At 71.9% G+C, this 16,888-nt stretch carries 13 protein-coding genes; 7 read left to right on the forward strand and 6 right to left on the reverse strand.

Annotated elements, in window-relative coordinates; all coding sequences use genetic code 11:
* Positions 1–7 precede the first annotated feature (7 nt).
* Positions 8–1,414, reverse strand: a complete 1,407-nt coding sequence (locus tag ACFQQL_RS08010) for a polysaccharide pyruvyl transferase family protein (RefSeq protein WP_382393027.1) — start codon at positions 1,412–1,414, stop codon at positions 8–10.
* Between the two features lie 218 nt (positions 1,415–1,632).
* On the opposite strand from ACFQQL_RS08010, the gene ACFQQL_RS08015 reads away from it, so the two are divergent.
* The gene (locus ACFQQL_RS08015) at positions 1,633–3,732 is read left to right on the forward strand and encodes an acyltransferase family protein (RefSeq protein ID WP_382393030.1); all 2,100 of its coding nucleotides are present in this window, start codon (positions 1,633–1,635) and stop codon (positions 3,730–3,732) included.
* Positions 3,733–3,743: 11 nt separating this feature from the next.
* Here ACFQQL_RS08015 and ACFQQL_RS08020 read toward each other — a convergent pair whose 3' ends face one another.
* From ACFQQL_RS08020 to ACFQQL_RS08030, 3 genes are all read right to left on the reverse strand, one after another.
* Positions 3,744–4,613: an ABC transporter ATP-binding protein gene (locus ACFQQL_RS08020; RefSeq protein WP_382393033.1), complete on the reverse strand. Its 870-nt coding sequence runs from the start codon at positions 4,611–4,613 to the stop codon at positions 3,744–3,746.
* Entirely contained in the window at positions 4,600–5,535 is a 936-nt protein-coding gene (locus ACFQQL_RS08025; RefSeq protein WP_382393035.1) for an ABC transporter permease, read from the reverse strand. The genes ACFQQL_RS08020 and ACFQQL_RS08025 overlap by 14 nt, the downstream gene beginning before the upstream one ends.
* A 98-nt stretch (positions 5,536–5,633) precedes the next feature.
* A complete protein-coding gene (locus ACFQQL_RS08030) occupies positions 5,634–7,496 on the reverse strand; it encodes a glycosyltransferase (RefSeq protein ID WP_382393037.1) in 1,863 nt (620 codons plus the stop codon).
* 208 nt (positions 7,497–7,704) lie between these two features.
* Here ACFQQL_RS08030 and ACFQQL_RS08035 point away from each other — a divergent pair, with 208 nt between their 5' ends.
* From ACFQQL_RS08035 to ACFQQL_RS08060, 6 genes are read left to right on the forward strand one after another with little or no spacing between them, the layout of a single operon-like run.
* Entirely contained in the window at positions 7,705–9,237 is a 1,533-nt protein-coding gene (locus ACFQQL_RS08035; protein WP_382393039.1) for a class I SAM-dependent methyltransferase, read from the forward strand.
* 20 nt (positions 9,238–9,257) lie between these two features.
* A complete protein-coding gene (locus ACFQQL_RS08040; protein WP_382393041.1) occupies positions 9,258–9,557 on the forward strand; it encodes a hypothetical protein in 300 nt (99 codons plus the stop codon).
* Positions 9,554–11,536 (forward strand): glycosyltransferase family 2 protein, encoded by a 1,983-nt coding sequence (locus ACFQQL_RS08045; protein ID WP_382393043.1) that lies wholly within the window; start codon positions 9,554–9,556, stop codon positions 11,534–11,536. The genes ACFQQL_RS08040 and ACFQQL_RS08045 overlap by 4 nt, the downstream gene beginning before the upstream one ends.
* On the forward strand, positions 11,533–12,333 hold the full coding sequence (locus ACFQQL_RS08050) for an NAD-dependent epimerase/dehydratase family protein (protein WP_382393045.1): 801 nt from the start codon (positions 11,533–11,535) through the stop codon (positions 12,331–12,333). The genes ACFQQL_RS08045 and ACFQQL_RS08050 overlap by 4 nt, the downstream gene beginning before the upstream one ends.
* Before the next feature lie 55 nt (positions 12,334–12,388).
* A complete protein-coding gene (locus ACFQQL_RS08055) occupies positions 12,389–13,084 on the forward strand; it encodes an IspD/TarI family cytidylyltransferase (RefSeq protein ID WP_382393047.1) in 696 nt (231 codons plus the stop codon).
* Positions 13,085–13,117: 33 nt separating this feature from the next.
* Complete coding sequence (locus ACFQQL_RS08060) at positions 13,118–14,968, forward strand: glycosyltransferase (protein WP_382393049.1); 1,851 nt, start codon at positions 13,118–13,120, stop codon at positions 14,966–14,968.
* Positions 14,969–15,029: 61 nt separating this feature from the next.
* Here the strand turns inward: ACFQQL_RS08060 and rfbB are convergent, their stop codons facing one another.
* Positions 15,030–16,022, reverse strand: a complete 993-nt coding sequence (gene rfbB, locus ACFQQL_RS08065) for a dTDP-glucose 4,6-dehydratase (RefSeq protein WP_382393051.1) — start codon at positions 16,020–16,022, stop codon at positions 15,030–15,032.
* Positions 16,019–16,663, reverse strand: a complete 645-nt coding sequence (locus tag ACFQQL_RS08070) for a dTDP-4-dehydrorhamnose 3,5-epimerase family protein (protein ID WP_382393053.1) — start codon at positions 16,661–16,663, stop codon at positions 16,019–16,021. Before ACFQQL_RS08070 ends, rfbB begins: the two co-directional genes overlap by 4 nt.
* Positions 16,664–16,888: the final 225 nt, after the last annotated feature.

Here is a 16,888-nt window from a genome sequence, read left to right on the forward strand (position 1 = left end):
CCGTCCCTCAACGCGCCAGGACGCTCCGTCGCAGCGCTCTCGCGCGCCGCAGGGTCCGCCCGATCACGGGTGCGTCGGCGGGGCGTGCGGCCGCCCGGGACTCCGCCGCACCGACCCGGCCGCGCAGCTCCTTGATGGTCCGGTCTCGCTCGTCGAGCCGCACGGCCAGGCGGGCGACCTGGCCCGTGCGCCAGTCCTCCAGCGCCGCGAACCGGCGGGCCGAGCGGGCACGCAGGACTGCCGGGGACGTGGCGTCCTCGCCGAGCACCGCGTCGACGGCGGCCCGGACGTCGGCGTCGGCCGTGCGCGCCAGATCCTCGCCGACCGTGCCCGCGCGAGCGGCGACGGCGGGGGAGAGGGCCTGTGCCACGGCGTCGTCGAGCGTCTCCGCCGTGACCCCGTACGGCATGTCGGGATCCCAGGTGCGTGCGTACGCGTCGAGCTTGCGCTTCACGAGGCTGAGCCGTGGGACGCCGTACGCCGAGGCGACGATCCGGCCGTGCAGCGACAGGCCGACCCACAGTCGCGCGCTCGCGATCGCGTCGACGAGGTCGAGCGGCCGGCGGGCGGGCAGCACGTCGATGTCCCGGTCGGGGCAGAGCCGCCGCACGTGCGTGACGATCTGCCGGTACGCCTCGGGCGAGTCGTGTCCGCGGGCGGTGCCGGCCAGGAACAGCCGGATCGGGAACGGGGCGAGGTGGCGGCTGCGGGCGAGGGCCTCGGCGAAGGTCGTGAGGCCGGTGAGACGGAGATGGGCCTCCGAGACCTGGACGAGGACGGGGCCCGGTTCGGCCGGCCGCTCGCGCGGCCGCGTGAGCGCCACGGTGTGGACGAGGTCCGGGCCCAGGCGGTGCGGCACGGCGTGCGCCGTCAGCAGGTCGGCGGAGAGCTGGTCGCGCACGCTCACCCGGTCCGCCTCGCGGAGGATCTCCAGCCGCGCGGCCTGGCCGTGCTCCGGCATGCCCGAGATCCCGGCGACGCCGATCGAGTGCAGCACGGACGCCGCGGTCGCGTTCCCGGGGTAGGCGGTCGGCCGCGGCATGTAGGGCGCGTCGATCGGGGTGGCTCCGCACGCCCGGTGGAGCATCTGGCGGCGGACCTCGGGGGAGGCGGCCTCATACGCCCGGTAGACCCCTGGCGGGGTCGACATCCGGTAGGCGCCGTGCAGGCTGGTCGCCCCCACCTCGCCGCCCACCGTCCAGACGACGTCGTACTCCTGCCCCTCGAGCAGCGGGCCGAAGGCGGGGATCGTCCGGTCCAGCAGGGTCCGCATGTCCGCGGCGAACGGGGCGGCGGCGGTCACCTCCGCACCGTCGAGGTACTGCTCCGTCTGCAGCAGGAACAGCAGGTCGCCGAAGTTGTCGCGCTCGTACGCACCCACCAGCAGCACCCGCGGTCGTCCGGTCTCGCTCATCCAGCCCTCTCCTCGGCGGTGATGCCCGGCGACACCGGACATTCGGATAACTCCTATCATAATAGTAGGAAATAGCGTGGGAGGGCGGGGCTCGTGGGGAGACCGGGCATGGTCCGCGCCGCCCACCGGGTGCCACGTCAATTGCCGCCACGAACCGCAAAGGCCACCTAGACTCGCTCTCGGCGTCCGTCCCCACCACCAGCCGATGCGAGGCCCAGTTGACCGCCGCCGCGACCACCGTGCGAGCCGGCCCGCCGGCACCCGTGCGGTCGCGGCGACGCTTCCTCCCGGAGGTCCAGGCGCTGCGCGCGGTGGCCGTGCTCCTCGTGGTCGCGTATCACCTGCGCCCGGACCTGGTGCCGGGCGGGTACATCGGCGTCGACGTCTTCTTCGTGATCTCGGGCTTTCTGATCACCGGGCACATGATCAGGGACGTCCGTACCTCGGGTCGGCTACGACTGGGGCACTTCTGGGCCAACCGTGCCCGGCGCATCCTCCCGGCGAGCCTCGTGGCGATCCTGGCCGTCGTGGCCACGGCGCCGTTCTTCATCCCGCTGGCGGAGCTGCGCAACGTGGGGCGCCAGGCGCTGGGCTCCATCTTCTACGTCCAGAACTGGCTCCTGGCGGCCGACTCCGTCGACTACTCGAACTCCGAGAACGCCCAGACGCCCTTCCAGCACTTCTGGTCGCTCGCCGTGGAGGAGCAGTTCTACCTACTGTGGCCGATCGTCGTGACGGTCGCCGCCCTCGTCTCGGCCCGCATCGCCCGCCGACGCGGTGCGGCGGCCGGGCCACTCTCGGTCTGTCTCGTCGCCGCCTTCCTGCTCGTGATCGTCCCGTCGTTCCTCTGGAGCGTGGCGCTCGTCGGCGAGGGCGACCCGTCCGCCTACTTCGTCACGACCACGCGCCTGTGGGAGCTCGGCCTCGGGGGTCTCCTCGCCGTCGTCCTGCGCTACACCGACGGCCTGCGCCCCGTGCGGGCGGTCCTCGCTCTCGCCGGGCTGGCCGCCATCGCGGTGGGGGCTCTCACGCTGACGGAGGAGTCGCCGTTCCCCGGGACGGCGGCACTGCTGCCCGTCCTCGGCTCGGCCGCGGTGATCGCCGCCGGACGCACCAGCGGGCCGGGGTCGCTCACCCCCCTCGTCGACCTGCGGCCCGTGCAGTGGGTCGGCAACGTCTCGTACTCGCTCTATCTGTGGCACTTCCCGGTCTGCGTGTACTTCGCGGTGCAGGCGGGGCGCCTGCCCACGAAGTTCGAGGTACTGGGCCTCCTCGCGGTGATGCTCGTGCTCTCGGCCGCCTCGTACCGCTGGGTGGAGCAGCCGTTCCGGACGTCGACCTGGGCCCGCAGGAGTGACCGGAGGGCTCTCGTGGCCTCCCTGGTCGGGATGGGGCTCGTCGCCGCGAGCACCGTGGTGTTCTGGATCACTCCGGCGGCCCGGGAGGACGTCTGGGACCAGAGAGCCGGCGAGGTCTCCCGTCTTCGCGACGCCGGTGACGAGCGGTTCGGCGCAGGCTCGGCGCGGGACGGCAGCTTCGCACCATTCATCACCGACGAGCCCGCGCTCCTGCCCAACCCGGCCCTCGAGGGCAAGCCCCTGTGGCTGACCGACAGCGCCCGGTGCAGCATGCCGCACGAAGGCGCGACGGCGATGTGCGAGTACGGCGACCCCGAGGGCGACTTCGTGGTCGCCGTCGTGGGCGACTCCCACGGCCGGATGTTCGCCCAACCCGTCATCGAGGCGGCCGAGGAGAACGGGTGGCGCGTGGTGACGTTCCTGCGCAACTCGTGCCCGTTCTCGCTCACGCCGCGGACGATGCCGAACGGCGAGGAGTGCGTCGGCGCGAACGAGGACGTGCTGGAACGTCTCGGCGAGCTGCAGCCCGACGCCGTCGTGTCCGCCTTCTACGAGAGCTCGAGGTTCCGGGACGACGGATCCTCAGGCGTCCGCGGCACGGTCGGGCTCGCCGCGGCCTACGACGAGCTGGCCGCTACGGGCGCCAGGGTGTTCGCCGTCAAGGACGCCCCGTCGCCCCGCGGCGACGTGTTCGCGTGCGTGAGCGAGAACTACGCCGACCCCGGGGAGTGTGCCGTCCCGCGCGCCGAGGCTCTGGAGGGACGCGGCCTCACCGAGGCGGCCGCCGCCGAGGCGGACGCGGACGTCACGGTCATCGACCTGACCGATCGGTTCTGCACCGAGACGACCTGCCCCGCCGTCATCGGGGGTGCCGTCGTGTACGCGGACGGCAATCACATCTCGGACGTCTACGGGCCGTCCCTGGCGCCGGACTTCGCACGCGAGCTCGCCACCGGGTGACGGGCGAGGGCTCAGCCCTTCTTGCCCTTCTTCCCGCGCCGGGATCGCACGTGCTCGCGATAGGCGTCGGTGACCTCTTCCGGGTCGCCGTCCTGGACGAGCCTGCCCTGGTCCATCCACAGCACCCGGGAGCACATCCGTCGGACCGTCTCGAGCGAGTGGCTCACCAGGAAGATGGTTCCGGCGTGCTCGCGGATCTCCTCGATCTTGGCGTTGCTCCGCTGCTTGAAGTCGGCGTCACCGGTGGCCAGGGCCTCGTCGATCATGAGGATGTCCGGGGTGGCGACCGAGGAGATCGCGAACCGGAGCCGGGCGGCCATCCCGGAGGAGTACGTCTTCATGGGCAGGTACACGAAGTCGCCGATGTCCGCGAAGTCGACGATCTCGTCGAAACGCTCCCTGACCTCCTTCATGCTCAGGCCGAGCGCGAGCCCGCCGATCATGATGTTGCGCTCACCGGTGAGCTGACGCATCAGCACCGCGTTGACGCCGAGCAGCGAGGGCTCGGCGCCGACGTACACGGCGCCCTCCGCCGGTGGGATGAGGCCTGCCGCGGCACGGAGCAGGCTCGACTTGCCCGAGCCGTTGGTGCCCACGATGCCGATGGCCTCGCCCTGGTGCGCCACGAACGAGACGCCTCGGACGGCGTGCACCTCCGACGTCGCCCCGACGTGGCCCTGGGCGCGCCACCGTAGCCGGTTGTAGAGGGACGGCTTGCCGTTCGTGACGGCGCCGGCCTTCTTGGCGCCGAAGACGCGGTACTTGACGTGGACGTTGTCGACGATGAGCGACGGCGGGCCCAGCGGCCCTGAGCCGTGGTGCTTCTCGGGAAGGTCCTCGGGGTCGAACTCGAAGTCGATCTCGGGGTCACTCTCGGCCATACCGCTCCTCCCCGTGCCAGAAGTAGAGGAATCCGCCGACGAGGAACAGCACGCCCCAGCCGAGCATGATCAGCCACTTGGTCGGGTCCAGCGGGATGGTCGGCTCGTCCATGAGGGCCTGGCGGCCGAGGTCGAGGGCGAGGGCGGCCGGCTGGTACTCCATGACGCTGCCGACGACCGCCGGCATCCGCTCGACGTAGTGACCGATCGGGAAGATCACACCCGAGCCGTAGAAGACGAACCGCAGGAGGAACTGGATGACGTTGAGGACGTCCGGGGCGGCCGCGACGATGCGGGCCGAGATGAAGGCGCAGCCCACGTTGAACATGCCGAACAGGCCCACCGCGACGGGCAGCAGGAGCCACTCCCACGTGACCGGAACCATCGGGTAGTCCGGGTGCAGGCCGCTCGCCAGCGTCAGCACGCACATGACCACGAGCGCCGGGAGCAGCGTGCTCAGCTCGGTCAGCACCGCGGAGATGGGCATCACCGCGCGCGGGAAGTGCAGGGAGCGCACCAGGTTGAGCCTGTCCGAGATCGACCTTCCGCCGGCGACGACCGAGCGGTCGAAGAAGCGGAACAGGAAGACGCCGATCACGATGAACGCGACGGCGTTCTCCACACCGCGCGAGGTCCGGAGCACCAGCCCGAAGATGACGACGTAGACCGCGGCGTTCAGGACGGGCGTGAGGATCGCCCAGGCCTGGCCGAGGTAGGAGTTCTGGTTCTGGGCGTAGGCCCGCGACGAGGCGAGGTACCCGGCGAACTGGCGGAAGAACCACAGCTGCCGGAGGTACTCGACCAGTCCCGGACGGATGCCGATCTGCTTCAGTCCGTGCCGCTCCGCGAGAGCGCGAAGATCCCCGGTCTCGTCGTCCCGGGGTGCCGGTGCGCTGACTGCGCCCACTGTGCTCCCAACCACTCGTTCTCCACTGCGCCGCGGACGCGTCGCGACCCGGCCGCCGGGGTGGCTGCTCGAGTCTACAAGTCGCCCGTCCGTCCCTGCCGGACCGCCGGGGCTCACCGGCGTGGGCGTCCCGTCGTGCGTGCCCATGCCTCCGGGGTGGTCAGACCCGGCAGTGCCGAGCGGTACTCCGCGGACAGCTCGGACCACCGTGACGCGAGGCGCCCCGTCAGCAGCAACGAGTCGAGCCACAGTCGCCGGAAGGTCCGCGGGTCCCGCCGGTACCAGTTCACGCCGGTGCGGTCCGCCTTCTCCACCAGCACGGAGTCGTAGGACGGCAGGTGCCACCACGTCGCCTCGCCCTTCGCCAGCAGCCGCTGCGGCTGGGAGGAGCGGCGCGGCACCAGCACGTGCCGAGCGGCCGCGCGCGCGGTGAAGAGCGCGAGCGCCAGCCCCTTCGGCCCCGGCCGGGGCTCGCGGGAGTGATCGGCGGGTGGTGTCACTCCGGGCGGGTTCGGGCGCGTCCGGGTCTCGGGGAAGTCGGCCGCGAGCGCGCGGGCGTCCGGCAGCGCGGTGCGGAGTGCCTCGTGCAGCCCGTCCGGGCCGCGCAGCACGTCGCGGAGCGCCCGGTGCCGGAGGGACACCGCGTAGTACTGCAGGCACAGCAGCTGCTTGAGGTGCAGACGCCGGTACTCGCGCAGCAGCTTCCCGCCCCGCGGCCGCTCGGCGTGCAGCAGCGCGGTGACGAGCCGGTTGCGCTCGTGGAAGTACGCCTGCCAGTCGATGGTGTCGTCCTTGTCGAGCCAGCTCACGTGCCACAGCGCGACCCCGGGCAGCGACACGGTCCGCATCCCGGACTCGGCGGCCCGGAGCCCGAACTCGGCGTCGTCCCACTTGATGAAGAACGGCGCGGCGAGCCCGATCCGCCGCAGCACGTCGGTGGGCAGCAGGCACATCCACCAGCCGTTGTAGTCCGTCCGGCCGGGCCGGTGCATCCACGGGGTGGTCCGCAGCCCCGAGCCGGCGAGGTCGTGCCGCTCCGCGGCCCGGTCGGCGGCCCCCCACATGAAGATCGACTGGTCCACGACCTCCGACCAGGAGTGCAGCACCGTCGGGTGCTGCAGGTCGAGCATGTGACCGCCGACGATCGTCGGCTCGGTGCAGGCCGCCGCGAACCTGACCGCGCGGAGCACCGAGTCCGGCTCTACGTCGACGTCGTCGTCCATGATCAGCACCGAGGAGGAGCCCTCGTCGAGGCCCTCCAGCATCGAGCGGGAGAAGCCGCCCGACCCGCCCAGGTTCTCCTGGTCGACGACGCGCAGGCGCTCACCCAGGGCCGCCGCGACCTCGGCGAAGCCGGGCTCGGCGGCCACCTTGGCCGTGCCCTGGTCCACCACGCACACGCGGTCGACGACGGCGAGGACCTCCGGGTCGTCCGCGAGGGCCCGGAGGGTGCGCAGGCAGAAGTCGGGCTTGTCGAGCGTGGTGATGCCGACGGTCGTGCTCGGGGCCGTCGGGCCGTGCCCGACGGCCTGCTCCGCGGGCACCTCCCAGGCCGCGCCGAGCAGCTCCACGTCGCTGGACGCCTCGAGCGAGAACCAGGCCCAGCCGCCGTCGTCGAAGCCGTCGAGGCTGAGCTCGAGGGTGATCGTGGTGTCTCCGGCATCGGCGGAGAAGGTGTGCTCGGCCGCCACGGAGGCCGCACCGGTGGCGTCCGAGCGGTGCAGCACGAGCCGGCCCTCGCCGGCGAGGCGGGCTCTCAGCGTGACGATGCGCACGCCGGTCGAGCGCCGCCAGAAGGTCGCCGGGAACGCGTTGAAGTAGGTCGCGAAGGACGCCGACGTGCCCGCGCGGACCGCGGCGGCACGGCGCGAGCGGACGATCAGGTCGGCGGAACCCGCATCGGGTGGCGTCTCGACGTAGAGCGGCAGCCGCGCGGTGTCCTGCCGCGGCAGGACGAGGTTCTGCACGATGGTCACGGCCGGCTGATCCTCCTGGCTCCGGGGTGCGACACGGCCCTCGGAGGCGCTGCGTCGTCCGTCAGCACCTCAGTCAACCATCCGGCCCGGCACGGCCGAGCATCGGGTGACGCACCCCACGCGGACCGCCCGGGCACGTCCGGCGGCTCTCCAGACGCCGTGGTTACACTCACGGGATCCATCCGGACCCGAGACCTGAGGAGGGTCGGTGCCCACGCTGTTCGCCACCACGCGGCTGCTGGCGGTGCACCTGCCGGGCAGAGACGTCCCCGACGGGACGCTCGACGTGAACCTCGACGGACACCGCGTGTGGTCCACCCCCGTGCGGTGGGCCGCCGGCCCGATGATCGCCGTCGCCTGGCCCCGTGCCCTGCGCCCCTACCTGCGCGGTCGCACCCACCTCACGGTGACCGACTCCGCCACGGGCGAGGTGATCGCCGAGCAAGACGTCCGCTTCCCGGGCAACGGCCGGGTCGACGTCAGCGACGCCCGGGGCCGGAAGCTCGCGGTCAACAAGTGGGACCGCCTGGGCCCGACCCTCGACAGCGGCGACTCCGGCGTCCAGGACCGCCTGCTGGACAGCGCCGTCGCGCTCGTCGAGCAGCTGCAGGGGTGGGGCTACCCGGTGTACGCCGTCGGCGGGACCCTGCTCGGCGCGAAGCGCAACGGCCAGCTGATGCCGCACGACGACGACATCGACCTCGCCTGGCTGTGCGACGAGACGACCATGGCCGACGTCTCGCTGGCCTCCTACGAGATGGAGCGCCGGCTCACGCAGGCGGGGCACACCGTCGTGCGGCACTCGCTCGCGCACCTGCAGGTGACCTACTTCGACGAGGCCGGGTTCACCGACCACTACATCGACATCTTCACGGGATTCCACACGGAGGACGGGCAGTACAACCAGCCGTTCGCCCTGCGCGGCGAGCTTCCCCGGGAGACGCTGGTGCCGACCTCGACCATCGAGATCGGTGGCCGGACCCTGCCGGCGCCGGCCCGGCCGGAGGCATGGCTCGAGTTCGCCTACGGCCCGAGCTGGCTGGTCCCGGACCCGTCCTTCAAGTTCGTCACCCCGCCCAGCACGCTGCGCCTGTTCGAGACGACCTTCGGCGTCTACAACCGGCAGCGCGTCTGGTGGGAGAAGCACTACGAGCAGCTCGCCGAACGAGAGCCCTCGTCCGGCGCGGACGACGGCGTCGGCGACGTCAGCCGGTTCCTGCAGATGCTGCCCGCCGGTGCTCCGGTGATCGAGCTCGGGTGTGGCGACGGCCGGCTGACCGAGCGCATCGCCGCGGCCGGTCATCCCGTCCGCGCGTTCGACTACAGCCACGAGGCGCTCCGGCTCGCCCGCCAGACCCGGCCGGAGAACGTCACCTACGACTACCTCAACACCAACGACCGCCACGGGGTCCTCCGGCTGGCGCTCGACCTCCTCGAGGAGGGCCAGGACGTGTGGTTCTTCGCGTCCCGGATGCTGCACGACGTGCCCCCGAACGGCCGGGAGAGCATCTACGTGCTGCTGCGGGCCGTGCTGGGCGAGCGCACCAAGGCCTACATGACCTTCTACTCCGACCCGCACCCGCACCGGGACTCCCAGAACCCCGAGACCTGGCACCTGCCGCTGAAGACCCTGTTCACCGAGACCCGACGGTTCGGCCTGTCGTTCCACGCGCTCGGGTCGACCGACGTCTCCACGCCGTACGGCCGGCGGACCAGGCAGACCGTCGTCCTGTGGCGCTGAGTCCAACAGAAGGGGCAAGCATGAAGGAACTCATCGGTCGGATCGCGCGGAGCGTCGCGCCGCGCACCATGACCAACCTCGAGACCATCACCCGGTTCGACGCCGAGTACGAGCAGCACGGCGCCCGCATCCTCATGTACGAGCGCGAGCTGCGCGAGCTGCGCCGCGAGATCGACAGCATGCGGCGTGAGCAGCGCCGAGTCGTCGAGCTGTACGACGCCGTGTTCGAGCACGCCCGCCGCAACGGCGGCGCCGCCGGGCGGGCCGCCGCGCAGGACCGCGCGGCGCAGGATGATTCGGAGGTGACGACGGACCGGTGAGGAAGGTCTCCGTCGTCGTCCCCGCGTACCGGCCGGGGGACGGCATCAACCGGGTCGTGGGCTCGCTGGAGAAGCAGACCATGCCGAGCTCTCAGTTCGAGCTCATCATCGTCGACGACGGCTCGCCCGACGACACGTGGCAGCGGCTGCAGCAGATCCGCGACACGCACGACAACGTGCGGATCGAGCGCATCGAGAACTCCGGCTGGCCGTCCCGGCCGCGCAACGTCGGCATCGACATGGCCGAGGGCGAGTACGTGCTGTTCATGGACCACGACGACGCGCTGTTCCCGGACGGGCTGCGCGCCTCCTACGAGTTCGCCAAGGCCAACGACGCCGACGTGCTCAGCCCCAAGGAGTCCAAGACCTCCGACGTCGGCTGGGGGATCGGCAACTACACCGGGAACATCCCGAACGCGCTGCCGAAGCGCGGCATCAACGCGCTGTTCCCGATGATGCCGCACAAGTTCTACAAGACGTCCTTCCTGCGCGAGCACGGCATCCGCTTCCCGGAGGGCCGCCGCATGCTGTGGGAGGACGTCTACTTCAACATCTCGGCGTACCGGCACGCGAAGGTCGTCTCCATCCTGTCCGAGACGCCGGTGTACCTGTGGGTGGAGACCGCCCAGAACAACTCCGCGACCTATGGCCCTCGGGAGGAGGAGTTCTGGGAGAAGCTCCTCGCGCTGTACGCCTTCATCGACCGCGAGCTGCCGGAGGCCGAGTTCGCCGACGCCCGCGGGTCGATGATGCGCCACCAGTACAACACCCGGATCGTCGGGCGGTTCTGGCGCGAGCTGGGCCGGCCCGGGGACGACTGGCTGCCGATGGCGCTCGGTCACCTGCGGACGGTGCTCGAGCGGTACCTGCCGGCCGAGGTCGACGCCCAGATGCCCCCGTTGACCCGCCCGCGTGCCCACCTGCTGCGCCACGAGCGGATCGACCTGGCCCGGACCCTGCGTACGTACGAGAACGGCCTCGCCGGGACCAGCCGGACGTCCGAGGTGACCTGGGACGGGGACGTCCTGACGGTCCGCGCCACCGCGCGGTGGGCCACCAAGGACGACAAGCCGTTGGTGCTGCTGCGCCGCGGTGACCGACTGGTGCGCGCCGTGCCAGCGGAGGTGGCAGCCGTCGTCCCGGAGGAGTACCTCGACGTCACGGACGAGATCCGGCGGGCCCGGTCCCTGCTGACGATCCGCGACCGACGCAAGAAGGTCACCTGGGAGCTGCCGACCAGCACCGAGCTGAGGGTCGAGCCGATCAACTCCGAGGACGCCTCCGGGACGGCGGCACGCACCGAGGCCGTCACGGTGGCGGTGGACGCGACCGCCACGGTCGACCTGCGCTCCGGCGCCGGGGGCGCGCCGCTGGAGGGGCCGCTGTGGGACTTCCACGCGAAGAACGTGCTGCTCGGCACGAGCATCCACAACGGTCTCGCCACCCGGACGCCGAGCCACGTCGCGCTGCTGCGCGGACGCAGCGCGGTCGCGTACGCCAACCGGGACGGCAAGCTCAGCCTCGACCTCGGGCAGAAGGTCCGCAGCGTGCTCGCCGAGGCCCGCCCCGCCGTGGGCGAGGCCCGGTTCGCCCCGGCGGGTCGCGGCGGCCTGTACCGGTTCGACCTGCCGCTGACGGACGTCACGACGGCGGGGCGCACCGAGATCCGCGGCAGCATCTCCCTCAGCCCTGCGGGCTCGCTGCCCGCCACGGTGGCGCTCAGCGGCCGGCTGCACGGCCTGCCCCGGATCGGTCCGGTGCTGCGTCGCGCCCTGGGGGCCAAGCCGGCCCGGCTCGTCGGCGACGACGACGGCGCACGCGTCGAGGGGATCGTCCGTGCCCTGCCGGGCACCTACCGGGTCGCCTTCCGGTTCCAGGGACGTACCGTCGTCGCACCGCTGCTGCTGCACGTGCCCCTGCTCGGGGACCGCACCCCACGGTTCGACCACGCCCAGACGACCACGGAGGCAGAACGATGACCAGCGCCCTCGTCGGCCACACCGGCTTCGTCGGGTCGAACTTCGCGCTCCAGCACGACTTCGACGCGACGTACAACACCTCGAACATCGCCGACATCGCCGGCAAGCGGTACGACCTCGTGGTCAGCGCCGCGAACCGGGCCGACTCCCACCGCATCAACCACGGCGCGGGCCAGGAGGACCGGGCCGAGATCCAGGACTACGTGGACCTGCTGAGCCGGGCGGAGATCGGCAAGCTCGTCCTCGTCTCCACCGTGTCCCTGTACCCGCCGCTGACCTCGCCGGACGAGGACACCCCGGTGACCGAGGAGGGCCTGCTGCCCTACGGCGCCAACCGCGCGTACCAGGAGCACGTCCTCGCCTCCCGTTTCGACACCCTCATCCTGCGTCTGCCGCAGCTGTACGGCGCGAACCTCAAGAAGGGGATCGTGTACGACCTGCTCAACGACTACCGGGTCGAGCACATCCGGCCGCGGCTCGCCTTCCAGCACTACGACCTCTCCCGGGTGTGGGCGGACACCAGGATCGCCCTGGAGCACGGGCTCGGCTCCCTCAACGTGGCGCCGCCGCCGATCGAGTCCGGGACGGTGGCGCAGCAGGTCTTCGGCCGCGACATCTGGGGCCAGCACGCCGACGTCGAGGAGACGCCGGAGAGCCTCGGGTACACCCGGGACATGCGCACCAAGCACGGCGCGCTGTTCGCGCCGGCGGGCCGGGCCGCGCCCGACGGCTACCTCATGACCGAGGAGCAGGAGCTCGAGGCCATCGCGGCCTTCGTGGCCCGCCAGCGGCGCTGACGGCCGCGGTCCGAGCCGTGCGGCGCCGGCCGTGCGGCCAACGACAGGAGGATGCATGTACAACGGCAGGTCCGTCTCGGCGATCGTCACCTGCGCCGGCAAGGGCACCCGGTTCGGCAGCAACAAGCTGCTGGAGAAGATCGGGGGGATGACGATCCTGGAGAAGACCGTCCGGGAGTTCGTCCACCCGGCGATCGACGAGATCGTCGTGACGATCAGCGCGGAGAACCGTGAGATCTACAGCGAGATCCTCCTGGAGAAGGCCGGGCTCCCGGTGACCCTGGTCGACGGCGGCGCCGAGCGGTTCATCTCGGCCAAGCTCGGGCTGGAGGCGACCACCGGCGAGATGATCATCGTCCACGACGGCGTGCGACCGTTCGTCAACGCCGACCTCATCGACCGGGCGCTCGCCGCCGGCGACGAGCACGGTGCCGCGATGCTCGGCACGCCCACGGTCGTCCAGCTCAAGCTCGTCGACGACGAGGAGTACGTCTCGGGATCGCTCGACCGGTCGCACAGCTGGCTGGGCCAGACCCCGCAGGTGTTCCGGCGCGAGCTCCTGGCGGAGGCCTACACCAAGGCGATCGCCGACCACTACGCGCGCGTCAGCGACGACGCGGACCTGGTCGCGGAGTACACGGGCCACCGCGTGAAGATCGTGCGCGGAGAGGACTGGAACATCAAGATCACGACGCCGACCGACATGGTCGTCGCCGACCAGATCCTCAACCACCAGTCGGACCTGAGCTAGCGACCCGCCGCACGACACGCCAGAGGAGCCACGGTGAAGGTCAGCGTCGTCGTCCCCACCTACCGGCCCGCGCACCTGGACCGGGTGCTCGCCTCGCTCGACGCGCAGACCCTGCCCGCCGCGGAGCACGAGCTGATCCTCGCCGATGACGGCTCCGGCCCGGAGCACGTGACCCGGCTGCGCGAGCTGACCGACGGTCGGCCGAGCACGACGCTGCTCGAGCTGGAGCACACGGGCTGGCCCGGTCACCCGCGCAACGCCGGCCTGGCGGCGGCGCAGGGCGAGTACGTCCTGTTCATGGACCACGACGACGAGCTCTACCCCGAGGCGCTCGCCGCCGGCTACGACTATGCGAGGGCGCACGACGCCGACGTGCTCGCGGGCAAGGAGACGCGTACCGACCAGGCCAAGTGGGGTCTGGACGTCTACGCGGCGAACCGCCCGGACGCAGCGCTGCCAGGGCTCCGCGACCGTCACCCGCTGCTGCCGACGAACCCGCACAAGCTCTACCGCCGCGCGTTCCTGCGCGAGCACGGGATCCGGTTCCCGGAGGGGCGTCGGGTGCTGTGGGAGGACGTCTTCTTCAACATCGACGTCGCCGCGCACCGGCCGAGGGTCGCCGTCCTCGCCGACGTGCCGTTCTACCACTGGGTGCGCGGTGGCCGGACGGCCTCCTCCAGCTACGGCGAGGACCTCGAGGAGTTCTGGGCCTGGCTCGAAGAGATCTTCCGCTACACCGGGGAGCGGCTCGGTCGCGACCCGCAGGACGCGCTCCAGCACGGGCAGATGCGCTGGTACCAGTACCGCCACCGGATGCTGCCCAACCTCGGTGCCGGGTTCTTCGCCGCCCCCGCGCGGCGCCGCCGCGCGGCCCAGGAGATCGCCGCTCGGATCCTCGCCGAGCAGGTCCCGCCGGCGCTCGACGCCGAGCTGCCCGTCCGACTCCGGGCGCGGGCCCACCTCGCGCGTGCCGGCGAGTGGGACCTCCTCTCCGAGCTGGTCGCCCTCGACGCCGAGCTCGCCGGCATCTCCTCGGCGGACGACGTCTCCTGGGACGAGACGGGCGCGCTGCGCGTCGAAGCCACCGCACGGTGGACCGTCCGCGGCGGGCACCGGCCGCCCCTGGTGCTCGACGAGTCCGGCCGGGTCCTCCTCGAGCTCCCGGCCTACCTGAAGGACGTGCTCCCCGCGGAGCTGCAGGACGTCACCGACGACCTCCGTGCCGCCACGTCGTCACTCGCGGTGCGCTCGCGGGACACCGGCGTGGTGTGGGAGCTGCCGACGCGGAGCGAGGTGACGGTCGACGGCACACCCGGCGGACCCGCGGAGGTGACGGTCCGGGCCGTCGGGACGCTCGAGCGGAGCAGCGCCGCGCTCGGCCACGCCCTGGAGGCGGGGGTCTGGGACGTCAGCGCACGGAACGAGCTCTTCGGGGTCCTCAACCAGCGCGGGCTGCGGACCGCCCGTCCGGCACGCGTGGCGCTCGTCGCGGGAGAGACCCGCGTGGCGTACCGCACGGCCAACGGCCTGCTCGCGGTCGACCTCGGGCAGTCCACGCGCAGCCTCGTCGGCTCGGCCGGGCTGCGGCCCGCGCAGGCGTCCACCCGGCACCGCCGGCTCGGCGCGGACACCTTCGAGATCCCGCTCGGTGACCTCACCGCCGTCGGCGCCGGCGAGCTCGAGGGCGGCGTGCTCCTCCAGGAGCTCGACGCCGCACCGGCCACGATCACCGCCGACCCCGGCGGCGGGGCCGTGCTCCGGGGCAGCCTCACGGCCCGCCCCGGCCGGTACCGCATGCTCGCACGGTTCGGCGGCCGACCCGTGGACACGAAGACGATCGTCACGGTCGACGCGCGCGGCCGGCTCAGCTTCGAGCAGGGCTAGCCGCCGCTCCGGAGCCGCCTTTCTCGCCGGGAGGCTGACGCCCTGCCGGGAGGCTGACGCGCTACTGGCCGGTGCGGGCGTACTTCGCCTCGACCTCGGCCTTCTGCGGCCGCCACCACTCCTCGTGCTGCCGGTACCAGGCGATGGTGTCCGCCAGGCCGGAGCGGAAGTCGGAGAACTCCGGCTCCCAGCCGAGTTCCTCCCGCAGCCGCGTGTTGTCGATCGCGTAGCGCAGGTCGTGGCCGGGCCGGTCGGCCACGTGGTCGTAGTCGCCGGGGTCGTGCCCCATGAGCTCCAGGATGAGCTCGACGACGTCCTTGTTGTTCTTCTCACCGTTCGCGCCGATGAGGTAGGTCTCGCCGATCTTGCCCTGCTCGATGACGCGCCACACGGCGGAGTTGTGGTCGCGGACGTGGATCCAGTCCCGCACGTTCTCCCCGGTGCCGTACAGCTTCGGGTGCACGCCGTCGATGAGGTTGGTGATCTGCCGCGGGATGAACTTCTCGACGTGCTGGTACGGGCCGTAGTTGTTCGAGCAGTTGGAGATCGTCGCCTCGACACCGAACGAGCGCACCCACGCGCGTACCAGCAGGTCCGAGCCGGCCTTCGTCGAGGAGTACGGGGAGGACGGGTTGTACGGCGTCGCCTCGGTGAACTTCGCCGGGTCGTCGAGGGCGAGGTCGCCGTAGACCTCGTCCGTGGAGATGTGGTGGTACCGCACCCCGTGCCGGCGCACCGCCTCGAGCAGCGTGAACGTCCCCACCAGATTCGTCGTGACGAACGGGGAGGGGTCGTCGAGGGAGTTGTCGTTGTGCGACTCCGCGGCGAAGTGCACGACGACGTCGGCCTCCCGCACCAACGGGTCCACCACGTCCGCGTCGGCGATGTCGCCACGGACGAGCTCGACGCGGTCCAGCCCGTCGAGGGAGGCCGGGTTGCCCGCGTAGGTGAGCTTGTCCAGGACGGTGACGCTCGCGTCCGGGTACGCCTGATGCGTCTGGTGGACGAAGTTGGCGCCGATGAAGCCGGCGCCGCCGGTGACGAGGACCTTCACGCGTGCTCCTTCCGACCGGCGTGGGCGGCCCGCTTGGCCGCGAGGAACGACTGCACCTCGTCCCACGACGGCAGCAGACCCTGCTCGGCCGCCTCGTGCAGACCCGGGGCGGCGGTGTCCTTCTCCGACAGCAGCAGCTCGAGCGGCGAGCCGTCGCGGGCGGTGGTCGGCCAGGTGATGCCGACCGTCTCGCACGCGGGGTTCACCCCGTGCTCCCGCCCCGGCGCGTAGGGCGCCGAGCAGAGGTAGACGACCGTCGAGTCGTCCTCCAGGGAGCAGAAGGCGTGCCCGAGGCCCTCGGAGACGTAGATGGCGCGACGGTCCACGTCGTCGAGCAGCACGCTGTCCCACTGGCCGAACGTGGGCGAGCCGACGCGGATGTCGACCACGACGTCGAGCACGGCGCCCCGCGGGCACATCACGTACTTCGCCTGCGACGGCGGGACGTCGGCGAAGTGGATGCCCCGGACCACGCCCGCGGCGCTGACGGAGGAGTTCGCCTGCCGCAGGTCCAGCGGGTGTCCGACCGCCTCGACGAACGGTCCCTCCTTGAACGCCTCGAGAAACACCCCGCGGGGATCACCGAACTGCTTCGGCGTGATCTCCCAGGCATCCGGGACCTTCAGCTCGCGGAACTCCACGCGTCCTTCCCCTCGCCACGTTCGCGGCCGCCTGCCGACCGCGGACCCACACTAACCGCTCATCGTTCCGCGTCCGGACGTCGGCGTCGGCGCCGCGCGGGACCCGCGCACCCAGCGGGCACCCGGCCGCGCCGGGCTACACTCGCCGCCAGGTCGCCCCGGGTCGGCGCCGTACCGGCGCCCCGGGGCCGCGGCCGCACCGAACCGGAAGGACACGAACCACCA

The sequence above is a fragment of the Georgenia alba genome (assembly GCF_042665525.1).
In the GTDB taxonomy this organism is placed as follows: Bacteria; Actinomycetota; Actinomycetes; order Actinomycetales; family Actinomycetaceae; genus Allobogoriella; species Allobogoriella alba.

Coding starts and splice junctions, on each gene's coding strand:
- ACFQQL_RS08050 (WP_382393045.1), top strand. CDS start 11,533: ATGACCAGCGCCCTCGTCGGCCACACCGGCTTCGTCGGGTCGAACTTC.
- ACFQQL_RS08055 (WP_382393047.1), top strand. CDS start 12,389: ATGTACAACGGCAGGTCCGTCTCGGCGATCGTCACCTGCGCCGGCAAG.
- ACFQQL_RS08040 (WP_382393041.1), top strand. CDS start 9,258: ATGAAGGAACTCATCGGTCGGATCGCGCGGAGCGTCGCGCCGCGCACC.
- ACFQQL_RS08020 (WP_382393033.1), bottom strand. CDS start 4,613: ATGGCCGAGAGTGACCCCGAGATCGACTTCGAGTTCGACCCCGAGGAC.
- ACFQQL_RS08010 (WP_382393027.1), bottom strand. CDS start 1,414: ATGAGCGAGACCGGACGACCGCGGGTGCTGCTGGTGGGTGCGTACGAG.